We start from the raw sequence: 21491 nt of genomic DNA, 5'->3' as shown, positions 1-21491 counted from the left end.
ACCACAATGAAGCATGAATGCACTTTTATGGTGCATACATAACCCCACCAGATCAAGGAATATTATGGATATGAACACTTTTTTTAACGACTTGCAAAACAAGATCAGCCAAGCCGTCCAAAACTCACCAGCAAAGGACATTGAGAAGAACGTCAAGTCCATGATGACGCAGGGATTCTCCAAACTGGACCTGGTGACGCGCGAGGAATTTGATGTTCAAACGCAAGTCTTAGCGAAAACCCGCGCGAAGTTGGAAACGCTGGAGACGCGTCTGGCGGAACTGGAAGCGAAGGCGGCGGCGCCTAAGAGCGATATCATCATTTAAGATGACCACCGATGCCGCCAAGTAAGTCATTAGCCCCGATGACGGGGCGAGGCGGCCCATGACAATGCCGGGTTACGAAGCCTGCGCAGTAGGACTGGCTCGCCATCCCGTCGGCGTTTCCCAGGCGCCCCGCCCCCATCGCGCGCGGCGCCGCGTTCCGGCGGTTCAGAACTTCACGTCAAGCTTGACGCTGAAGTAGCGGAACACATCGCGCGGCGGCACCCAGCTGTCGACCGTGATCAAGGGCGACGTGGCCGTCGGCCCGGCGCGGTAGGTCGGCCCGCTGGCGTTAGCGTTCGGAATGTAGAAGCGATCGAACAAATTATTGATACGGAAGCTGAGTTTGTACCGATCGCTCGGCGCCCGTACGCCAAAACCGAGATCGGCAATGGTGTAGCCGGCGTTGATCGCGCGCGGATCGTTGTTGATGTTGTTGCTGTACTCGCTCTGGTATCGCACATTGCCGTCGACGAAACCGCCCCACGTCATGCCCGGAAGCTTGAAGTCCGCGTTGGCGCCGATATTGACCTTTAGCTTGGAAGTACCCGGGAACACACCGCCGCTCAGATCCTGGATGCCGGTGGTCGAGCCGGGCTTGATCGGGAAGCAGGCGCTGTTACGGCCGGGGATAGATCCGTTCGCTCCCGGTCCGCCCGGGGTGACGGCGACGTTGGTCGCATCGTTGTAGCAGGGGCCGTTCTTCCAGTCCTCGATGGTCGGACGGGTGTAGGCCAGCGAGGCGTTCACGGTAAAGCCTGGACGTACCAGCATATGGGTGTCGAGTTCAACGCCACGGGTCTGGATCAGCGGAATCGAATTGAGCTGCGTGTAGATGGTCGGGTCGTCAGGCAGCACGAACGACACATTCTGCTGGTAGCCGCGGAACCGGGTCCTGAACACGGTGGCCGCGACCGACATGCGATTGTCGAACAGGTTGGCCTTCGCTCCGAGCTCGATGGTGCGGCTCTTTTCCGGAGCGACCGGGAACGCGGCCGACGCCGTCAGGCCGCTGGTGACATCGTAGGCGCGGCCCTTGTGGCCGGTGGCCGTCATCACATAGGCCATGAGGTCGGGCGTGATCTGCTTCTGGATACTGAGCTTGCCCGTGGTCGCGTAATCCTTGTTGCCGGTGCTGGCGAACTGGTCCACGCCAACCGGGCCGGGAACGAAGGTCGAGCGGTCCAGCTGGTCCGTGTAGAAGCTTCGGCTGTAGTGGAAGCCCGATTCCTCCATGTTGCGCCGCGCGCCCGCGACCAGCGTCCAGGTCGGCACGAATTCCCATGTCGCCTGGCCGAACGCGGCCTTGTTGACGTTGTAGATATCGGTATAGTAATTGGTCGGGCTTGACGGTGAGTTGGCCGCGCAGTTGCTCGGCGCCACGCAGAAGCCCCGGATGAAATGGCGGTCGATCTCGTTGCGCGCCCACCACAAGCCGGCCACGTAGCGCACCGTTCCACTGTCGGGCGACACCAGGCGCAGTTCCTGCGTTTTGGAACGGATGTCGTAGGTGCCGAACTGGTTGTTGCCTATAGTAAGGCCAGGGACGCCTGGGCGGGCCAGGGTCGGCACGTCGACGAAGTCCTGGTCGCGCGAGTCGTTGGCCTTGTACTTGCTGTACGAGGAGATCGACATCAATTGGGCGTCGTTGGGCAGCGTGTAGGCCAGCTTCAGGCCCAGACCGTTGGTCTTGGACGCGATGCCGGTCGGGAAGTCGCGCCGCACGTTGCGGTTATTGCGGTCGGTCGGATCGATGCCGGCCATCGTGGCCGTGGCGGGCAGCAACGGATTGCCGTTCAAGTAGGCGGTCGATATGTCGGCCGGCGTGCGCACCTGGTTGCCGGCCGTGCCCGTTGTCCGGTAAAAGCCGTTGACGGCGGTGACGCCGCGCGTGTTCTGCTGCTTGTTATAGCTCGGCATCAGGTCGACGTCGAGCGAACTGGTCGGACGCCAACTGAACTTGGCCATCAGGGTCGTGCCGCCCGAACCGTTGACATCGTCGCCGGTCGTCAGGTTGGTGAAATTGCCCGGCATGCGGCTGCGGTTGGCGGCCACGCGCACGCCAAAGGTATCCGAGACCATGCCGCCGGCCGACAGACCCAGGCGCCATTCGCCGTCGTTGGTGTACAGGGAGCTGCCACGATAGACCATCGGTCCACTGATGGGCTTGGTGACGATGTTGATCGCGCCGGCGACGGCGGATTTGCCGAACAGCGTGCTTTGCGGTCCCTTCAACACTTCGATGCGGGCCACGTCCGCCAAGTCGCGGAAGGCCTGGAATTGCGTGGCGATCGGAATGTCGTCGATGATGACCGAGACGTCCGATTCGACGCCGATGCCCACCGAGACGGTGCCGATGCCGCGCATAAAGATGGCGTTGTTGGCCGCCGTCGTGCCCGAGGCCATCGTCAGCGAAGGCGTCAGCGCCACCACGTCCTCGATTTCGCGAATGTTGGTGCGGGCGATCTCCGCCTCGGTCAGCACCGAGATGGCCATCGGCACCGACTCCAGTTTTTCCACACGCTTGTTGGCGGTGACGACCACGGTCTCGAGCCGGGTGCCGTCGTTCGGCCCCTCCTGGGCGATGGCGCCGTTCGCCACGCCCAGCACCGCCGCGCCGACCAGCGCCGCCAGTGGTTTCATGCGGATGCGGCCGTGTTGATTTTCGCTATAGTTATTCAATGCCACGATTGTCTCCCCTCTTATAATCAAACACCAAAACCTGCGGCCCGTTAAGGCGATTTCGTCGGCCGGGCAAGCCCCTTGAAGCGCAGCAGCGCTTCAAGAAAGTAGTAGTCGCCATAGTTGAGCGGGACGTCGATTTCCTTGCCGGCGGGCTTGTGGCCTGTGGCATGCTTGAGCAGGAAACCGCCGTTCTCGCCCGGCGCCGCCAGGTAGGCCGGCGACGACAGGCTGCGTAGCTGCTGTTCGGCCAGCGCGAGATAGCGTTGCGCCAGCGGCGGCTGGACGAAACCGGAGAGTTCCAGCAAGGCCGACGCCATGATGGCGGCCGCCGACGAGTCGCGCGGCGCGTGCGGAATCGCCGGATCGTCGAAGTCCCAGTACGGCACCTTGTCGGTCGGCAGGCGCGGATGGTTCATCATGAACGAGGCGATTTTGTTGGCCTGGGCCAGATACTCGGGCTTGCGGGTCTCGCGGTACATCATCGTGTAGCCGTACAGCCCCCACGCCTGCCCGCGCGCCCAGGCCGAGCCGTCGGCGTTGCCCTGCTGCGTGACGCGCGCACGGACTTTGCCGTTGGCCGGATCGTAGTCGACCAGGTGGTAGCTCGAGCCGTCGGGCCGGAAATGCTCGCGCAACGTGGTATCCGCATGGGCGACCGCGACGTCGCGGTAGTAGTTGTCGCCCGAGGCGCGCGCAGCCCACATCAACAGCTCCAGGTTCATCATGTTGTCGACGATGACGGGAAACTTCCAGTCCTGATCGGGACGCAGGTTCCAGGACTGGATGCTGCCGACCGTCGGGTTGAACCTCGTCACCAGCGTCGTGGCGCCGGCCAGCAGCGCGTCCCGGTACCCAATCCCGCCAGCGCCGCCCTCGCCCAGCCGCAGACCGTTGCCATACCCGCAGTTCAGGATGAAGCCGACGTCATGCTGGGATTTGTCGAATTTGGCGGAGGCGGTGGCGGCCGTGTAGCGCGCCGCCGCCGCGCGCCATTTGGCGTCGCCGCTCGCCTCGGCCAGATACCACAAAGCGCCGGGGAAAAAGCCGCTGGTCCAGTCGCGCGTGGGGATCATTTTGACTTCGCCGTTCTCCACCGTGCGCGGGAAGCCGGGCTTGCCGGCGATCTTGTCAAGCATGGCGCCGTACTGACGCGCCGCCACCGCGATGTCGCGCGCGATGAGGTCATCCATCGTTTCGGCCGCGCGCAGCGGACTCGCGGCCATTGAAATACCCAGCCCGAGGCCGAGCAGCCATCGTTTGATTTTCATTCAGTCTCCGTATCGGCGCGTGGCCGCGACAATCGGTCAAGCGCCGATTTCAGAGCAAATATACACGCAAAAACTGCTTAGTAAAACGTTTTTCTTCGTGATTGAAAAAGTCCCTGCCTTTAGGGATAAGCTGTGGTTTTTTAGTGCCGGGGGCGGCGCAAATACACGGAAAACATGGCCGTTGGGCGCCGGCAGAAAAATCGATTACCCCTGCGGCAGAACGCCACCGTAATGGGCTCAGCCGCCGTGCGGGGTCCGCCGCATGATGGACGACCGGAGAACGAGCTGCGGCTCGAGAAGCGACAGGTCGATGTTGGCGTCGTCGCCTATGGTGGAAAGCAAGGTGTTCATACCTACCACGCCCATCTCCTCGCTGCGCAGGTCGACCGTGGTCAGCGCTGGCGACGCGTAGCGGCCGAACTGGATATTGTCGAAGCCCGCGACGGAAATATCCTCCGGCACCTGGAAGCCGAGCGCTTGGGTGGCCTTCATGAAACCGAGCGCCATCAGATCGTTGTAGCAGACGATAGCGTCCGGCCGCTGCTCGCCCAACATGATGGCCGAACTCCGGCGTTCGCCCTCGGGCGCGGTGGGGGCGGCGCCGCTGAACACCTGCAATGGCAGGCCGTGTTTTTCCAGGCAGCCGCGCACACCGGCCATGCGGTCCTGGTCGCGGTGCGACTTCGGGAATCCCAGGTAGGCGATGCGCTTGTGCCCCATCGTCACCAGGTGCTGCGCGATCATGTAGCCGCCTCGCCGGTCGTCGCTGGTGACGGTGGGCAGCGTCATGCGGGACAGGCGGCCGAAGAATACCAGCGGCTTGTCGAGCCGGGCCATCCAGTCCATGTCCTCCTCGGCCAGCCGCGAGTACACCAGCAAGCCATCGACCCGGCGGCTCAGCGACTCCAGCAACATGCGCTCGCGGCCGGGGTTCTCGTCGATGTCGACCAGCAGCATGGTGTAGCCATGTTCGGCGGCCACCCGGTTAGCGCCCTTGACGATGCTGGTGAAATGAGGGTTGCTCACATCCAGCACCGACAGGCCGATGGTGTTGGTGCGCCCGGTGATCATCGATTGCGCCAGCGGATTGGAGCGGTAGCCGAGTTCCTCGATCACCGCCTTGATGGTGGCCTCGACCGCCGGCGAAAACCGCTGCGCCTGGTTCACGTACTTCGAGACGGTGGTCGTCGACACGCCGGCGGCGTTGGCGACATCGCGGATGGTGGGTACCTTGATTTTCATTATGTGTGGCGGGAACGGCTGTCCGGAAAGCGCAGATGATCGCACAGTTTATCGCCGCCCCGGCCCGGCCATTTTCCTTTTCAAGAAGCTGTTGACGTCCAAAACGATTAATATATACTCCGGTTAAACGTTTTACAAGCACCTCCTCCAACCGCCCCCACTCCTTGGACGACATCATGAACGACAGCGCCACCGAAAAACCCTTTGATCGACTGTTGCTGACCGGCGCCGCCGGTGGGCTAGGCCAGGTTTTACGGGACAGGATCAAGCCATGGGCACGCATCGTGCGCCTGAGCGACCGCGCCGACTTGGGCGAGGCGGCCGAGGGCGAGGAGATCGTCCGTTGCGATCTGGCCGACAAGCCGGCGGTCCTGGCACTGGCCGAGGGGGTCGACGCGGTGCTGCATTTCGGCGGCATTTCGGTCGAGGACCGGTTCGAGCCCATCATGCAAGCGAACATCCTCGGCCTGTACAACCTGTACGAGGCGGTGCACAAGGCCGGCGTCAAGCGGGTGGTCTACGCCAGCTCAAACCACGTCACCGGCTTCTACCGCAACACCGAAATCGTCGACGCCGACATGCCACCGCGCCCGGACGGCTTCTACGGCCTGAGCAAGTGCTTCGGCGAATCGCTGTCGCGTTACTACTACGACCGCCTTGGGATCGAAACCGTTTGCCTGCGCATCGGTTCGTCGTTCGCGCAACCGAAGAACGCCCGCATGATGACCACCTATCTCAGCTACGATGACCTGGTGGAACTACTGCGCTGCGCGCTGTTCACCCCGCGCGTCGGGCACACCATCGTCTTCGGCACATCCAGCAACGATACCAGTTGGTGGGACAACCGCAAGGCCAGCCACCTCGGCTTCCGGCCGAAGGACAGTTCGCGCCGGTTCAAGCACCTTTTTCCGGATACGGCCCAGCGCCCCGGCGACGATCCGGCCACCATCTTCCAGGGTGGCCCGTTTGTGACGGCAGGTCCGTTGTACTGACGGCGCCAGACACCGATATCAACCATCAGAGAACACGACCGGAGGCAGACGTATGCGCAGCGCGATAAAACCAACACCGGAGCCGACGCCAAAATCGATCAACGCCCGCCTGCTCGCCGCCGCGCTGGCCGGCGCGCTTTCGGTGAACGCCGACGCCGCCGACAAGCCGCCACCGCCACCGCCACCATCGTCGAGCTACCAGCCGCCGCTGGCGGCCGTCCCGATGAACCAGATCATCCAGCGACGGTTGTACCCGCAACTGGAGTATCTGTTCGACAAAATGGTGGCCGAGAAGGACCACTTCACCCTCGACGGCGTCGCGGCGCTGAAAAGCAACGACAAATTCTTGCAGGGCAAAATCGCCGTCGGCCTGGCCCATGTGTTGCTGAACATGCGCACGGACGACCCCCGCCTGCCCGAGCGCCTGCGCCAGTTCCGCGCCATCGCCGACATGACGATCGGCATGGACAACCAGACCTGGGGCATCCACTACTACCTGACCGCCCTGTACCAACTCAAGCAGGCCGGCTTGCTGGAACGGGCGGTCTCTCCGGCCACGCTGGCGGCGCTGCGCGCCAAGCTCGACTGGCGCCACTTCGTGACCCAGCCCGACTTCCAGCTGATACGCCTGCCCACCAATTACTACGGCGTGGCCTTTAGCGTGGCCCGCCTGCGCATGCTGCTAGGCTGGGAGGATGACAGCGCCGGCAAGATCCTCCTCGACAAGATGCTCGAACATTACAACACCTACTCGGGCAAGTTCGGCTTTTCCGACGAGACCGCCGGCGAAGGCCGTTTCGACCGCTACAGCATCCTGCTGATCGCCGAAATTTGCGAACGCTTCATCGAGACCGGCCTGACGGTGACGCCGGAACTCAAGGCGCTGCTGCGCAAGGCGGCCGACGTGGCCCTAAACATCGCCAACACATCGGGCGACGGCTTCACCTTCGGCCGCAGCCTGGGTCCCTATGGCGAGACGGCGGCGCTGGAGATCCTGTCGGTGTCGGCCTACCTCGGCGTGCTCACGCCCGAGGAAAAAAAGTACGCCTACGCCTACTCGAACCGCATCGTCGCCAGGTACGTGGACTTCTGGTACAACCCGGCGATGCGCTCGGTCGACATGTGGGGCCAGGGCCGGCGCACGGACGCCTACCGCGCCAAGCACCGCATCCTCGGCGAGAACTTTTCGCTGGCACACCAGTTGATCTTCACCACCGCGTTCTGGAACAAGGCCGGGATGGAGGGCGCCGAACCCAGCGCCGATTTGCAGGCATGGCTGGACCGGACCCGGCCCAGCTTCAGCCTGGTGCGCTTCGCGCAGGGCCAGTACGACCGCGCGCTCGCCATTTACCGCGACCGGCGCCACATCTTCAGTCTGCTGATGGTCAACGGCGGCGGCGGCCAGTACGACAACAGCCCCTACTACCCGTTGCCGTTCGCCACCGGCATCGTCGCCGGCACGCCGGACAGTGGCGCCGAGCATCCGCAACTGCTACCCAAGTTCAGGCTGGCCGACGGCACTGAGCTGATTGGCACCAGCTACATCAAGGATATCCGCGCCACCAGCGAAGGCGACCAGGCCAGCGTCAGCTATCGGCAGGACGAACTGGCCAGGCTCGGCGGCAAAGCGCCGACGCCCGACGGCCGCATCCGGCTCGAAACCACGTACACGATGGCGCCTGGCGTCATCGTGCGCACCGACACTTACACGCCGACGGCCCCGATCGAGGTTACGCGCGCCAGCCTGGAGTTCGCCTCGTTCTCCGACGGCGCCACGGTGCTAGGCAAAAAGGTCAGCTTTGCGCAAGGCGACGCCACCTCATTCGAGGTCGAAGGGCTGGACGCCTGCACGGTCGCGCCGACCAACGGCGCCGAACCGTTCCGCTCGCCGGCCGGGGCGATGCGTTCGCACGTGAGCTGCGCGACAACCAACTTCACCTTCGCCAGGCCGCTGACGATCCGGTGGACCTTGAAGTACCGTTAGCCGGAGGATGCGCCGACACGGGTCACAGCAATGCCTGCCAGACCGCATTGCCCTATCTGAACGTGACGCCTTCGACGAACTTGCCGATGTCGAGCACGTTCGCCTCGGCGCCCTTGATCTTGCGGCCGCCGACCGTCACGTTGTCGATCATGATGTTCTTGACCTTGCGCGTCTCGTCGTAGCCGTAGATCGCCGACGCGCTGGGCGAGCCGTTGCCTGAAAAATGGATGTTGCGCAACGTGATATTCTCGATGCCCCGTCCCGGGCTGGTATTGTATTTGGGCGTGAAGGCGATGTGCAGGTTGAACAGCTTGCCCTCCTCGATGCGCTCCACCCGGATATCTTCGAACAGCACATCCCGCACCAGGTTGTCGTCGGCCGCCATGATGCCGATCGCGCCCTCGTACTCGGGGTCGTCCTCGTCGTGATCGAGGATGTCGATGTTGCTGAAGCGGATGCGCTCCAGCACCTCCGGCTCCGGATGCGCCGGCGACGGCGTGTTGCCGTGGATGCCGATCATGACTGCGTGGGCGATGTCGGCCCACAGGGTCGAGTCCTTGACGACAATGTCGCGCGTGTTGCCCCATATATCCCAACGGTGGTTATACAAGGTGATGCAGTCGTCGGAGGTGCGGATGAAGCTGTCGGCCACCGTCACGCGCTCGCAGGCGAAGTGCCCCAACCCGTCCGACCACTTGCCGCCGCCGATGGTGCGGATGTTGCGCTCCTCGATATCCTGCGAGGTGATGCAACGCATCGTCCCATGTATCTGGTTGAAGAAGATCGGACCGTCGATCACCACGTTCTTTGAATCCTTGATCGTCAGCATATCGACGCTGTCGAACAGGCCGTCGCTGATGACCTTCACGTTTTGCACGCCGTTGATGATCAGCGGGCGCTTCAGCATGGCCGAGCCGTCGATGTACACCGTGGTGTTGGAACGCAGGTTGAAGTCGCCATCGTGCACGCCGGGGCCGAAGTACACCACCGGCTGGGTGAAGTCCGGCGTCTCGCCCTTGCCGATCGCCTCGTTGGGTTTGCGCGCTGGCGGCTTGGGCATGTCCTTGCGGATAGCGTGCGTGAACAGGTGCAGGTTGTGCAGGCGGTCGTCGTCGAATTCGATGCTGAGATTGGCGGGACGGTTCAGCGTGAAGAAGGCGGTCTGGCCTTTGATGACCGGTTTAATGCCTTTGGCGTCGGGACGGATCGCTACGCTGGAGAAGCGGCCGTTGTTCTTTTGTACCGCGACTTCCACCGGGCCGTCGAAGTTGAAGTAGACCATCGAGGCGGTGCTTTGTGTATCGAGGTCGACCTTGACTTTGTATTCGTACAAGTCTTGCCAGACGCCGCCAGGGGTGCGCACGCGTACCGTGAAGTCGTCGCTGTGGTGCGAGTACCTGATCTGCTCGGGGAAGGGGAATACCTGCACCTGCGCCGAGGACGACGCACACCACAACAAGGCGGCCGCCGTTAGTATCTTTTTAAACACGCTAGTCTCCTGATTTTATTTTCATGTTATCGATAACTCTATAACCGCTGATGCTATCACACTACCGAATCAACCACGCCCTTCAACTACGAAAAAACCACGGAAACACGTAGGGCGGATTAGCGCAGCGTAATCCGCCAATGTATGCGTTTCGACGGCTCATGCATTGGCGGATTACGGCGTTCCGCCTAATCCGCCCTACGTGGAACACGTGTGATTCCCGTGACGCGGAAATAATCGACGTCCATGTACGATGGCTTCTTGCCCGCCGCCGGCCAGCGCGTGCTGATCAAACCAACTTGTGCGCCCACCCAGCGTCCCACAGTCGCCTGGAACGGCTTGCCCGCCGGCGTAAACTCCTTGCCGTCCAAGCTGTACAAAAACGTCACCATCGCGCCGTCGCCAACCTCCGCGCGCAGATACACGGGCTCGCGGCCCACGGTGCGCAACGGTTCGACGCGCTCCTTGCACGTCAGCGCCGGCTCCTCGCAGGTGGACAACACCAGCCGCGTCACCCCATCGCTCTGGCGCAAGCCCAGCCACGCATACCGAATCCCCAGCACCAGCAATCCGGCCCGCTGAAGATCGGCCCCGCGCGCCTCGATCTTCGTATCGACCGTGAAGACAGGCGCGGGAAACTTCTGCGTCAGCACCGACGGCACCTCGCGCGCGCTGCCCTCCTCCGGTGCCGCCAAGGCCGGCAGCCGCAGGAAGCCCGGCCGCGTCTTCAGCGAATACCAACCGCCGAGAGCGTTCGGCGCCGGATTGGCATTCCATTGCCACTGAAGACCTAGCGACCCAACGCCGAACTCGTCGCCCGTCGGCGGCACCAGGATGCCGCGATCCTTGCCGGCCGGCTTGGCGTGGGTCGGCACCGGCTCGCCGACGCCGGTGTTGTCCTTGTCCACGCCGATCACCGGCCAGCCATCGCGCCATTGCATCGGCTGCAAATGAACCACGCGCCCATACGCCCCCTTGTCCTGGAAATGATAAAACCAGTCGCGCCCGTCCACCCCATCCACCCACGCCCCCTGGTGCGGTCCGTTGATCGTGGAGGTGCCCTGCGCCATGACGATCTTGCCCTCGTACGGCCCCTCGATATTGCGGGACCTGAACACGGATTGCCAGCCGTGCTCGACGCCGCCGGCCGGCGCGAAGATGTAGTAGTAGCCGTCCTTCTTGTGCAGCTTCGGACCTTCGACCGTGTGATAGCCCGGCAGTTTTCCGCCATCGATGATGTCCCTGCCGCGCTCGTCGAGCAGTTTTCGGGCGTCCGCGTCCATGCTGCGCAAGGTCAAAATATTGTTTATGCCGGAGCGGCTCTTGGCCCAGCCGTGCACCAGCCAGGCTTTGCCGTCGTCATCCCACAGCGGCGCCGGATCGATGATGCCTTTTCCCGCCAGCAGCAGATGCGGCGCGCTCCACGGACCGGCGAAGTTTTGCGCCGTCATCACATAGACGCCGAAATCCGGGTCTGGATAGAAAATCCAGAATTTGCCGGCGTGGTGGCGCAGCGCCGGCGCCCAGACGCCCTTGCCCGGCTGCGGCTTGGCGAACACATCCTCCGGCACCAGCTTCGGCAGCGCGTGACCCACCAGCTCCCAGTTGACCATGTCGGACGATTGCAGCAGCGGCAGCCCGGGCGCGTTGCTGAAGCTCGACGACGTCATATAGAACATCTGCCCGACGCGGATGGCGTCCGGATCGGAATAGTCGGCGTACAGGATGGGGTTTTGATATTGGCCGTTGCCCAGGTCGGCGACCCACGGCTGGCCGGACGGCGGCTGCGCGGCGGCCGAGGCGGCGCACAGGCTCAAAAACAGGGCGACAGCGCTTTTCAATGGACCACTCCTAACGAATCACTCTTCAAGTTGATTTAACCGGATCGCAAAAAACCACGATGCCCGGCTTCCTGTGCGTTGCTTTTCAAACGAGTATGCCATTATACTTGTTATCGATAACAGATATCAGTAGAATTCATTTTCAGGAGACTAAGATGTACGAAAAAATATTTCATGCCACTCATCCGGACATGATGACGCAAGTTAGCAATGAACAGTTACGCGAGCGCTATTTAATCAGCAACCTGTTCGTCAGCGACCGGATCAAGCTCAATTACTGCCATCACGAGCGTTTCGTGATCGGCGGCGCCGCGCCCGTCGCCGAGGCGATCAAGCTGCCGACGCACACGGAGCCGGTCTCCGCGCTCGGCCAGCCCTTCCTGTCGCGCCGCGAGCTGGGCGTGATCAACGTCGCCGGCGGCGCCGGCCGCATCACCGTCGACGGTCAGGTGTTCGACATGGCGCCGCTCGACGGCCTGTATATCCCGATGGGCAGCAACGACGTCAGCTTCGAATCGGTCGATGGTGCCAATCCGGCGCGCTTCTACCTGGCCTCGACGCCGGCCCATGCCCGCCACGAACTGACCAAGATCACGCACGCCCAGGCCGTTCCGCTGGAGCGCGGCAGCGCCGAGACATCGAACGCCCGCACCATTTACCAGTACGTGATTCCCGGCGTGTGCAAGTCGGGGCAACTGCTGCTCGGCCTGACGATACTGAAGACCGGCAGCGTCTGGAACACGATGCCGCCGCACCTGCACGACCGCCGCTCCGAGGTCTATTTCTACTTCAACCTCGACGAGCAGCAGCGCATCTTCCACTTCATGGGGGAGCCGGATTCGGCGCGCCACATCATCGTCGCCAACGAAGAAGCGGTGGTCTCGCCGCCGTGGTCGATCCACATGGGTTCGGGCACGGCCAACTACGCCTTCATCTGGGCCATGGGCGGCGAAAACCTCGACTACACCGACATGAACGTGCTCGATATCTGTCAGCTGAAATAAGGAGCATCGATGTTCGAACTGTTTAACTTGACCGGCCGCACGGCGCTCGTCACCGGCGCCAACACCGGACTCGGCCAGGCGATCGCGATCGCGCTGGCCGGGGCCGGCGCCGACATCGTCGCCGCCGGCCGCAGCCCCGCCGACGACACCGCCGCGCAAGTCCGGGCGCTGGGCCGCCGCTTTCTGTTCGTGCGGGCCGATTTCGGCTCCACCGAGCCGGTGCGGCGCGTGGTGGAGGAGGCGATCGCCGTCAACGGCCAGCTGGACATCCTGGTCAACAACGCCGGCACCATCCACCGCGCCGACAGTCTCGACGTCACCGAGGAGAACTGGGACGCGGTCATGAACACCAATCTGCGCTCCGTCTTCTTCCTGTCGCAGGCGGTGGCCGGGCACATGGCGACGCGCCACGGCGGCAAGATCATCAATGTCGCCTCGCTGCTGTCGTTCCAGGGCGGCATCCGCGTGCCGGCCTACGCCGCCAGCAAGAGCGCGCTGGCCGGGCTGACGCGCGCGCTGGCCAACGAATGGGCGACCAAAGGCATCAACGTCAACGCGCTGGCGCCAGGCTACTTCGAAACCAACAACACCGCCGCGCTGCGCGAGGACGCCCAGCGCTCCGAGGCGATACTGGCGCGCATACCCGCAGGACGCTGGGGCAAGCCCGACGACCTGGCCGGCGCGGCGGTGTTCCTCGCCGGCCGCGCCAGCGACTACGTGCACGGCATCACCCTGCCGGTGGACGGCGGATGGCTGGCGCGATGAACGAGACGAACCGCATGAGTGACCGGGCTGGAAAAGAAACGCGCCGCGCATGGCAACTGGCGTGGGACTTCGGCAGCGCCGAGGTGCAGGCGCTGGGCGGCATGCTCGGCCCGGTAAGCCTGCGGCTCGACGACGAGCGCGAGCTCGACATCATGCACGTGGCGCCATGGGCCAGCACCATCGGCGCCGCCGCCCTGCCCGGCCTGCTGAGGCGCATGCGCGGCGAATGGCCGTGCGTGCCTTTCGGCCGCACCGACGATCCCGGCGACTTGCCGGCCGACTGGCTGCGCACCATCGACAATGACAAGGCCAGCGGCGACGGCTGGATGCACGGCTACGCCGCCAACCACCACTGGCACTGCATCGAGGCCACGCCGCACCGCGTGCACCTGGCGATCGACTACCCGGCCGGCAGCGCCATCGCCCGCGTCGAACGGGTGATCGCGGTCGATCCGCACGCCGCCGCGCTCGACATCAGCCTGGGCATCTGGTCGCGCCGCCCGACGCGCATGCCGGTCGGCCTGCATCCGACCTTCCGCATTCCGCCCACGCCTGGACGGGTGAAGGTGGTGCTCGGCGAGCACGCCGGCATCCACAGCTATCCTACCGCCGCGCCCGGCGCCGTGTCGCGCCTGGTGCCCGACGTGCGCTCCGGTTCGCTGTCGGCGATGGCCGGCGTCGACGGCGCGCTCGATCTGGCGCAATTGCCGCTGACGATGCCGACCGAGGAACTGATGCAGGTGAGCACCCTGGCGGGCACCGGCGACGCGCCGCCGTTCGCGTTGCATTACCTCGATTACGACGCCTGCGTCGGCATGTGGTGGGACACCGCGCAACTGCCGGACCTGATGCTGTGGATCAGCAATGGCGGCCGCATCAATTACCCGTGGATGAGCCGCCATCTGGCGATCGGCGCCGAGCCGGTCAACAGCCTGTTCGACCTGGGCCGCGTCGCCCGCGCGCCGGCCGGCCATCCGCTGGAAGACAGGCTCGGTGTCGCGCTGCGGCCAGAAGAACCGTGGCACACGCGCTACCGCATCGCCGCCTGGCCGAACGCCACGCCCCCCACCCGCTAAGGAGAACCGGACCATGCATCCCGACTTTCGCTCGCGCGACATGCTGCTGTCGCACATCGCGCACACCATGCGGTTCTACCACCCGCGCTGCATCGACCCGAGCGGTGGATTCTTCCACTTCTTCCTGGACGACGGCACCGTCTACGACCACCACACGCGGCACTTGGTCAGCAGCACGCGTTTCGTCTTCAACTACGCCAAGGCCTACCGCCAATTCCGCGACCCGGCCTATCTGGAAGCGCTGCACCACGGCGTCGCCTTCCTGCGCAACGTGCACCGCAACGCGCGCACCGGCGGCTACGCGTGGCAGCTGTCGTGGCGCGACGGCAAGAAGCAGGTCACCGACGGCGACAACCATTGTTACGGCCTGGCCTTCGTGCTGCTGGCGTACTCGCAGGCGCTGGCGGCCGGCATCACGGAGGCGCGCATCTACATGAAGGAGACCTTCGACCTGATGGAAAAGCGTTTCTGGCAACCCGAACACGGGCTGTACGCCGACCAGGCCAGTGCCGACTGGCGCGTGCTCGACCCGTATCGCGGGCAGAACGCCAACATGCACGCCTGCGAGGCGTTGATCGCCGCCTTCGAGGCGTCGGGCGAGACGCACTACCTGCAGCGCGCCGTCACCCTGGCGCGCAACATCACGATGCGCCAGGCCGGGCTGGCCGGCGGCATGATTTGGGAACACTATCAGGCCGACTGGTCGGTGGACTGGCACTACAACCGCCACGACAAGAGCAACATCTTCCGCCCGTGGGGCTACCAGCCGGGGCATCTGACGGAATGGGCCAAGCTGCTGCTGCAGCTGGAGCGGCATCCGGTGGCGCTCGATGGCGCGACCGAGTGGATGGCGCCGCGCGCCGCGCAGCTGTTCGACATCGCGCTGGGCAAGGCCTGGGATGGCGAGCATGGCGGGATTTTCTACGGCTTCGGCCCGGCGGACGAGATTTGCGATGGCGACAAGTACTTTTGGGTGCAGGCCGAGAGTTTCGCCGCGGCGGCCATGCTGGCCGACCGGACCGGCGATCCGAGGTACTGGGATTGGTACGACAGGATCTGGGCGTATAGCTGGGAGCACTTCGTCGATCACGAGCATGGCGCGTGGTATCGGGTGCTGGGTCCGTCGAACGCCAAGCTCAGTAATCAGAAGAGCCCGGCCGGCAAGGTGGATTACCACACGATGGGCGCGTGTTACGAAGTGCTCAATCTGATCGCAAGCGAGCCCTGACAGTCTACAATCGATCCATAAGACAACTATAAACGAGACAAGAATGAATATACTGGCCAACATAAGCCACGCGTTACCACGGATACACGTAGGGCGGATTAGGCGGAACGCCGTAATCCGCCATCTACGAGCCGTCGGCGGCGCATGCATTGGCGGATTACGCTGCGCTAATCCGCCCTACGTGTCTCCCCGGCTGATCATGGTTCTGCTGCTTGCGGTTGGCGCGCAGAGCCACGCGGCGGAGCAGCAGCATCTGGCCACCGTCCAGTCGCCCGATAAGAACCTGCAATACATCTTCTATCAAACCACGGCGGCCACCGGCGAGCGGCAGCTGTACTACCGCGTCAACTACAAACACAAACCCGTCATCCTCGATTCGCTGCTGGACCTGCAACTGGACAACCACCTGTCCGAAAGCTCGATGGCGCTCAAAATCGACCGCCACAAAAAATGGTTCGACAACCTGGCCATCACCGGCAACAGCACCACCAGCCACAACGCCACCTGGAAACCCCTGCACGGCGAACAAGCCGAGATTCCGGACAACTACAACCAGCTGACCGTGAACATGGTCAAGGACGACAATCCCGACTACACGATGAAGCTGGAAGTGCGCGCCTACAACGAGGGCGCCGCCTTCCGCTTCGTGTTCCCGGAAAACCCCAAAGGCAGCTATTACCGCGTCACGCAGGAGAACACCGAATTCACCCTGCCGGTGGAAACCAAAGCCTGGTTCGCCGGCTGGGCGCAAGCGCCGTACAAAAAACTCGAACTGGCCAACTGGCCCGACGAAGCCGAACGCCCGCTGACGCTGGAACTGCTCGGCGGCATCCACGTCGCCCTGCTCGAAGCGCAAATGGTCGACTACTCGCGCACCAAGTTCAAACTGAGCAAGACCAAGCTCAACACCATCGTCACCGCGATGCACGACCCGGCCGACCTGATCTCGCCGTTCGCCACGCCTTGGCGCGGCATCATGGTCGCCGAATCGGCCGGCGCGCTGGTCGACAACAATCATTTCATCCTCAACCTCAACCCGCCGTCGAAGATCGCCAAGCCGGACTGGATCAAGCCCGGCAAAATCATGCGCGTGATGACGCAGACCACCGCCGCCGCCAAGGCCAACATCGATTTCGCCGTCAAGCACAAGCTGCAATACGTGCTGTTCGACTGGAAATGGTACGGCCCCGCCTTCTCCTTCGATTCCGACGCGACCAAGGTGGCGATACCGGACTTCGACCTGCCGGCGATCATCAAATACGGCAAGGACCGGGGCGTCGGCATCTGGCTCTACGTCAACCAGCAAGCGCTGCTGACGCAGTCCGACACCCTGTTCAAGACCTACAAGGACTGGGGCGTCAAAGGCGTGAAGTTCGGATTCGTCCAGGTCGGATCGCACCGCTGGTCCACCTGGGTCAACAAGGCGATCCAGCAGGCGGCGGACGCCCAGATCATGGTCAACATCCACGACGACTGGCGCCCCACCGGCGAGCAGCGCACCTGGCCCAACCTGCTGACGTCCGAAGGCGTGCGCGGCAACGAGGAAATGCCCGACGCGACGCATAACACGGTGCTGCCGTTCACCCGCTACCTGGCCGGCGCGGCCGACTACACGATCTGCTACTTCGATCCGCGCATCAAGACCACGCATGCGCATCAACTGGCGCTGGCGGCGATTTACTACAGCCCCTTGCAGACCTTGTACTGGTACGACCGGCCGGAAAAGGAAAACAACGAGCCCGAGCTGGAGTTCTGGGACAGGATTCCGGTGAGCTGGGACCAGAGCAAGGTTATCTCGGGCAAGCCGGGGGAATCCGTCACGGTCGCGCGCCGCAGCGGCGCCGACTGGTTCATCGGCGCCATCACCAACAACGACGCGCGCAACGTCAACATTCCGCTGAACTTCCTGGAAAAGGGCAAGAAATACCAGGCCACCGTGTATGCCGACGACGCCTCCGCGCCGACCGCCACCCGCGTCGGCATCGAGCGGCGGGCGGTGGACGCCTCCAGCGTCATCGAGGCCAAGCTGTCCGCTTCCGGCGGTGTCGCCATCTGGATCACACCGGTCCAGCCATAACAGGAACCCGTCATGACCCAAACCCAATCGCATTTCCGGTTCCTGAGCGTCTTCGTCTTCGTGTACTTCTTCGCGCAGGCAATGAGCATCTCGCTGCTGACCCTGTGGCTGCGCAACACGCTGAAGTTGTCCGGCACCGAGGCCGGCGTGGTGTTCGCCGCCAACTTCATCGCCGCGATGTGCTCGCAGCCGATCTACGGCTTCATCTCCGACAAGGTCGGCATGCGCAAGCACATCCTGTGGACCGTCAGCGCGCTGTGCACCATGTGCGGGCTGTTTTTCATGTTCGTCTACGCGCCGCTGCTCAAGGCCAACCTGCTGCTGGGCGCCGCCATCGGCGGCCTGTACCTGGGCGTGACCTTCATCGCCGGCAGCTACGCGATCGAATCGTATGTCGACCGCATCGGCCGCCGCTACGGCTTCGAGTACAGCCGCGTGCGCCTGTGCGGCTCGCTGGGCTTCGCCAGCGCGGCGATGATGACCGGCCACCTGTTCAACATCAATCCCGGCATCAACTTTTTCATCGCCTCCGGCGCCGGCCTGCTGATGATCGTCATGCTGCTGGTGTGGCGCACGGAGACCGACACCGGTACGGTCACCGAAGCGAACAAAGTCAAGCTGGCCGACGCGCTCGGCCTGCTGCGCGATCCCAAGTTCTGGCGCTTCATGGTCTTCATCCTTGGCGTGACGAATCTGTACCTGGTGTTCGACCAGCAATTCCCCAGCTACTTCGCCTCGCTGTTCCCGACGCCGCAAATGGGCGCGGCCATGTTCGGCTACCTGAACTCCGCGCAAATCTTTATCGAGGCGGGCGGCCTGTTCCTGTCGCCGATACTGGTCAAGCGCATCGGCGCCAAGAACGGACTGATGCTGGCCGGCGCCATCATGATGCTGCGCATCGGCGGCTCCAGCTTCGCCGTCGGGCCGGTGTCGATCTCGGTGCTCAAGATGCTGCACTCGGTCGAGTTGCCGATACTGGTGGTGTCCGTGTTCCGCTACATCGCCCACCACTTCGACACGCGGCTGGCCTCCACCCTGTACATGGTCGGCGTCAGCTTCGGCCATTCGCTGGGGCTGGCGATCCTGTCGCCCATGGTCGGCAAGAGCTACGACCTGATCGGCTTCCCTTCGACCTATCTGGTGCTGGCGGGGCTGGGACTGGTCTTCCTGGTGCTGTCCGCCTTCGCGCTGGAACCGACGCCGGCTGAAACACCGCGCCGCGGCGCCAGCAAGCCCCACGCCGACGGCGACGCGGCCTCCGAAGCGCTGCAAAAAACTCTGTGATCATCAAGGAAACCCTATGTCCGCATCCCTGAACGCCGCCGTCATCGAACCGTTGAAAGGCGCCACCCCGCCCGACCAGCAAAGCCGGCAGATGCTGACGCGCGCGCTCGACCAGGCGCTGGCGTCGATCGACCGCAACCTGGCCCATTTCGGCGACGACTTCCCGGCGCCGTCGAGCACGGCGGGCGTCTACCCGGCCATCGGCAATATCGAATGGACCAACGGCTTCTGGACCGGCATGCTGTGGCTGGCCTACGAAGCGACCGGCGCCCGGCGCTACCGCGACGCCGCCGAGCGCCACGTGCTCAGCTTCCACCGGCGGCAAGCGGAAAAGATCAACGTCAACCACCACGACCTGGGATTCCTGTACAGCCTGTCGTGCGTGGCGGCGTACAAGCTCACCGGCAGCGCCATCGCGGCGGAAGCGGCCATGGGCGCGGCGCACCTGCTGCTGGAACGCTACCAGCCAAGTGCCGGCATCATCCAGGCCTGGGGCGACCTGAACGATCCCCAGCAAAGCGGCCGCATGATCATCGACTGCAACCTCAACCTGCCGCTGCTGTACTGGGCCAGCGAGCACAGCGGCGACCTGCGCTTCCGACAGGCCGCCGACCGGCATATCGAAGCGGCGGCGCGCCACATCGTGCGGCCGGACGGCTCGACCTTCCACACCTTCTTCTTCGACACGGCGACCGGCCTGCCGCGCCATGGCAAGACGCACCAGGGCTACGCCGACGACTCTTGCTGGGCGCGTGGCCAGGCATGGGGCATCTCCGGCTTCCCGCTGGTGTTCCGCCACAACGGCGACACGCGCTTGCTGGACCTGTCCAAGGTGCTGGCCAACTACTATCTGAACCGTTTACCGGAAGACGGCATCTGCTACTGGGACTTGATCTTCACCTCGGGCGAGGAAGAGCGCGACAGCTCGGCCGCCGCCATCGCCGCCTGCGGCCTGCTGGAGCTGGCCAAGAACCTGCCGCTGCTCGACCCATTGCGCGCCGACTACGAGGCCGCCGCGTTGCGCGCCGTGCGGCAGCTGTCCGAGCACTACGCCGACACGGACGGCGTGGCCGGCGGCGGGCTGCTGCGGCATGCCGTCTATCACAAGCCGCACCGCATCGGCATCGACGAGAGCTGCATCTGGGGCGATTACTTCTATTTCGAATCCCTGGTGCGGCTGAGCCGCACGTGGGAACCCTACTGGTAACGAGGAAACGACCGCATGACACTGACACACAAACTGCTCGCCATCGACGAAGGCCGCCAGCGCATCTCGCTGATCGACACCACGCGTCCGGGGGCGCTATGGTCGCGCGAGCTGACCGACTTCCCGCTGGCGCGCGACATGCAGCGCCTTGACGACGACCGCGTGTTGATCGGCTTCGAACGTGGTTTCTTCGAGCTGCGGATCGGCACCGGCGAGGTATTGTCGTCCTGCGACCGGTGGAGCGATGTTACTTCCGCGTGCCGGCTGGACGATGGCTCGACCCTGGTGACTGGCTATAACCTGGATGGCACCGGCGGCATCAACGTCCTGACGCTGGACCGCGATTTGAATCTGACGCACACGGCCCGCCGCGACGGCGACTACGTCCGGTTGATGCGGCGTACGACCGGGGGCGGCTACCTGCTGTGCATGAACGATCACATCCTGGAGACCGATAGCGGACTCAATGCCGTGCGCGAGTTGCGGGCGCCGGGTTTCTTTCATGCGTGGAAGGCGGAGCAATGCGCGGACGGCACGACGTTGGTCTCGGCCGGCTATGGCGGCTTCATGGCGCGCTTCGACGCGCAGGGCGAATTGCTTGGCACCTTCGGTGGCGAAGGCGACGTGCCACCGGAAGTGGCGCCGTTTTTCTACGCCACGTTCCAGCAGTTGAATGACGGACGTTTGATCGTCGCCAACTGGCAGGGCCACGGGCCCGACAACGGCGGCAAAGGACGGCAGTTGCTTGAGTTTGACGGCGCCGGCCGCCTGCTCGGCAGCTGGTCCGATGCGGAAAACATCTCGTCGCTGCAGGGAATTTTGATAGTGGGGCCTGGGACGTCGGCAAAATTCTGAATTACGCCCCCCCGGGGGTCAGGTCCGACATTCGGACATTTGGCGAAAAATTGGAACCCATTTTGAAGGCAAAAGTTCCCCAATGTCCGAATGTCGGACCTCGTATATTGAGCGTACCGCATCTCCATTGGATAATGAAGATGTAGATGCGGCCAGGCGGAGTGACGCTGAT

Annotated in this window: 16 protein-coding genes; 11 read left to right on the top strand and 5 right to left on the bottom strand. The window is 63.7% G+C overall.

Going from position 1 to position 21491, the window contains the following annotated elements; all coding sequences use genetic code 11:
- The first annotated feature begins 64 nt into the window (after window positions 1–64).
- Window positions 65–325 carry an accessory factor UbiK family protein gene (locus AC07P1_RS24265; RefSeq protein WP_315220310.1) on the top strand — a complete coding sequence of 87 codons (261 nt, stop codon included), beginning with the start codon at window positions 65–67 and terminating at the stop codon, window positions 323–325.
- Window positions 326–490: 165 nt separating this feature from the next.
- Here AC07P1_RS24265 and AC07P1_RS24260 read toward each other — a convergent pair whose 3' ends face one another.
- From AC07P1_RS24260 to AC07P1_RS24250, 3 genes are all read right to left on the bottom strand, one after another.
- Window positions 491–3010: a TonB-dependent receptor gene (locus AC07P1_RS24260; RefSeq protein WP_494698253.1), complete on the bottom strand. Its 2520-nt coding sequence runs from the start codon at window positions 3008–3010 to the stop codon at window positions 491–493.
- A gap of 44 nt (window positions 3011–3054) precedes the next feature.
- Complete coding sequence (locus AC07P1_RS24255; protein ID WP_494698252.1) at window positions 3055–4275, bottom strand: glycoside hydrolase family 88 protein; 1221 nt, start codon at window positions 4273–4275, stop codon at window positions 3055–3057.
- 237 nt (window positions 4276–4512) lie between these two features.
- A complete protein-coding gene (locus tag AC07P1_RS24250) occupies window positions 4513–5517 on the bottom strand; it encodes a LacI family DNA-binding transcriptional regulator (protein WP_494698251.1) in 1005 nt (334 codons plus the stop codon).
- Between the two features lie 176 nt (window positions 5518–5693).
- Between AC07P1_RS24250 and AC07P1_RS24245 the strand changes: the two genes are divergently transcribed.
- A complete protein-coding gene (locus AC07P1_RS24245) occupies window positions 5694–6509 on the top strand; it encodes an NAD-dependent epimerase/dehydratase family protein (protein ID WP_363510179.1) in 816 nt (271 codons plus the stop codon).
- 52 nt (window positions 6510–6561) lie between these two features.
- Entirely contained in the window at window positions 6562–8493 is a 1932-nt protein-coding gene (locus tag AC07P1_RS24240; protein ID WP_494698250.1) for a hypothetical protein, read from the top strand.
- Between the two features lie 52 nt (window positions 8494–8545).
- Here AC07P1_RS24240 and AC07P1_RS24235 read toward each other — a convergent pair whose 3' ends face one another.
- The gene (locus AC07P1_RS24235; RefSeq protein WP_494698249.1) at window positions 8546–9982 is read right to left on the bottom strand and encodes a glycoside hydrolase family protein; all 1437 of its coding nucleotides are present in this window, start codon (window positions 9980–9982) and stop codon (window positions 8546–8548) included.
- Between the two features lie 188 nt (window positions 9983–10170).
- Window positions 10171–11823 carry a glycoside hydrolase family 43 protein gene (locus AC07P1_RS24230; protein WP_494698248.1) on the bottom strand — a complete coding sequence of 551 codons (1653 nt, stop codon included), beginning with the start codon at window positions 11821–11823 and terminating at the stop codon, window positions 10171–10173.
- A gap of 155 nt (window positions 11824–11978) precedes the next feature.
- Here AC07P1_RS24230 and kduI point away from each other — a divergent pair, with 155 nt between their 5' ends.
- From kduI to AC07P1_RS24190, 8 genes are all read left to right on the top strand, one after another.
- Complete coding sequence (kduI, locus tag AC07P1_RS24225; RefSeq protein ID WP_494698247.1) at window positions 11979–12827, top strand: 5-dehydro-4-deoxy-D-glucuronate isomerase; 849 nt, start codon at window positions 11979–11981, stop codon at window positions 12825–12827.
- Window positions 12828–12836: 9 nt separating this feature from the next.
- Window positions 12837–13592: a 2-dehydro-3-deoxy-D-gluconate 5-dehydrogenase KduD gene (gene kduD, locus AC07P1_RS24220; protein ID WP_494698246.1), complete on the top strand. Its 756-nt coding sequence runs from the start codon at window positions 12837–12839 to the stop codon at window positions 13590–13592.
- Window positions 13589–14668 carry a hypothetical protein gene (locus AC07P1_RS24215; RefSeq protein ID WP_494698245.1) on the top strand — a complete coding sequence of 360 codons (1080 nt, stop codon included), beginning with the start codon at window positions 13589–13591 and terminating at the stop codon, window positions 14666–14668. The genes kduD and AC07P1_RS24215 overlap by 4 nt, the downstream gene beginning before the upstream one ends.
- A gap of 13 nt (window positions 14669–14681) precedes the next feature.
- Window positions 14682–15896: an AGE family epimerase/isomerase gene (locus AC07P1_RS24210; protein WP_494698244.1), complete on the top strand. Its 1215-nt coding sequence runs from the start codon at window positions 14682–14684 to the stop codon at window positions 15894–15896.
- A gap of 199 nt (window positions 15897–16095) precedes the next feature.
- Window positions 16096–17973, top strand: a complete 1878-nt coding sequence (locus tag AC07P1_RS24205; protein WP_494698243.1) for a glycoside hydrolase family 97 protein — start codon at window positions 16096–16098, stop codon at window positions 17971–17973.
- Between the two features lie 12 nt (window positions 17974–17985).
- Window positions 17986–19257, top strand: coding sequence for an oligosaccharide MFS transporter (locus tag AC07P1_RS24200; protein ID WP_494698242.1), 1272 nt, complete (start codon window positions 17986–17988; stop codon window positions 19255–19257).
- 16 nt (window positions 19258–19273) lie between these two features.
- Window positions 19274–20464 (top strand): glycoside hydrolase family 88 protein, encoded by a 1191-nt coding sequence (locus AC07P1_RS24195; protein ID WP_494698241.1) that lies wholly within the window; start codon window positions 19274–19276, stop codon window positions 20462–20464.
- 15 nt (window positions 20465–20479) lie between these two features.
- The gene (locus AC07P1_RS24190; RefSeq protein WP_494698240.1) at window positions 20480–21319 is read left to right on the top strand and encodes a hypothetical protein; all 840 of its coding nucleotides are present in this window, start codon (window positions 20480–20482) and stop codon (window positions 21317–21319) included.
- The last annotated feature ends 172 nt before the right edge of the window (window positions 21320–21491 follow it).

Source organism: Duganella sp. GW821-FHT07F09, assembly GCF_059418705.1.
This window is presented reverse-complemented; position numbering and strand designations above follow the sequence as displayed.

Excerpts from the sequence above, each read along its gene's own strand:
- AC07P1_RS24265 (WP_315220310.1), top strand. The coding sequence starts at position 65 with ATGGATATGAACACTTTTTTTAACGACTTGCAAAACAAGATCAGCCAA.
- AC07P1_RS24255 (WP_494698252.1), bottom strand. The coding sequence starts at position 4,275 with ATGAAAATCAAACGATGGCTGCTCGGCCTCGGGCTGGGTATTTCAATG.
- AC07P1_RS24250 (WP_494698251.1), bottom strand. The coding sequence starts at position 5,517 with ATGAAAATCAAGGTACCCACCATCCGCGATGTCGCCAACGCCGCCGGC.
- AC07P1_RS24245 (WP_363510179.1), top strand. The coding sequence starts at position 5,694 with ATGAACGACAGCGCCACCGAAAAACCCTTTGATCGACTGTTGCTGACC.
- AC07P1_RS24240 (WP_494698250.1), top strand. The coding sequence starts at position 6,562 with ATGCGCAGCGCGATAAAACCAACACCGGAGCCGACGCCAAAATCGATC.
- kduI (WP_494698247.1), top strand. The coding sequence starts at position 11,979 with ATGTACGAAAAAATATTTCATGCCACTCATCCGGACATGATGACGCAA.
- kduD (WP_494698246.1), top strand. The coding sequence starts at position 12,837 with ATGTTCGAACTGTTTAACTTGACCGGCCGCACGGCGCTCGTCACCGGC.
- AC07P1_RS24215 (WP_494698245.1), top strand. The coding sequence starts at position 13,589 with ATGAACGAGACGAACCGCATGAGTGACCGGGCTGGAAAAGAAACGCGC.
- AC07P1_RS24210 (WP_494698244.1), top strand. The coding sequence starts at position 14,682 with ATGCATCCCGACTTTCGCTCGCGCGACATGCTGCTGTCGCACATCGCG.
- AC07P1_RS24205 (WP_494698243.1), top strand. The coding sequence starts at position 16,096 with ATGGTTCTGCTGCTTGCGGTTGGCGCGCAGAGCCACGCGGCGGAGCAG.
- AC07P1_RS24200 (WP_494698242.1), top strand. The coding sequence starts at position 17,986 with ATGACCCAAACCCAATCGCATTTCCGGTTCCTGAGCGTCTTCGTCTTC.
- AC07P1_RS24195 (WP_494698241.1), top strand. The coding sequence starts at position 19,274 with ATGTCCGCATCCCTGAACGCCGCCGTCATCGAACCGTTGAAAGGCGCC.
- AC07P1_RS24190 (WP_494698240.1), top strand. The coding sequence starts at position 20,480 with ATGACACTGACACACAAACTGCTCGCCATCGACGAAGGCCGCCAGCGC.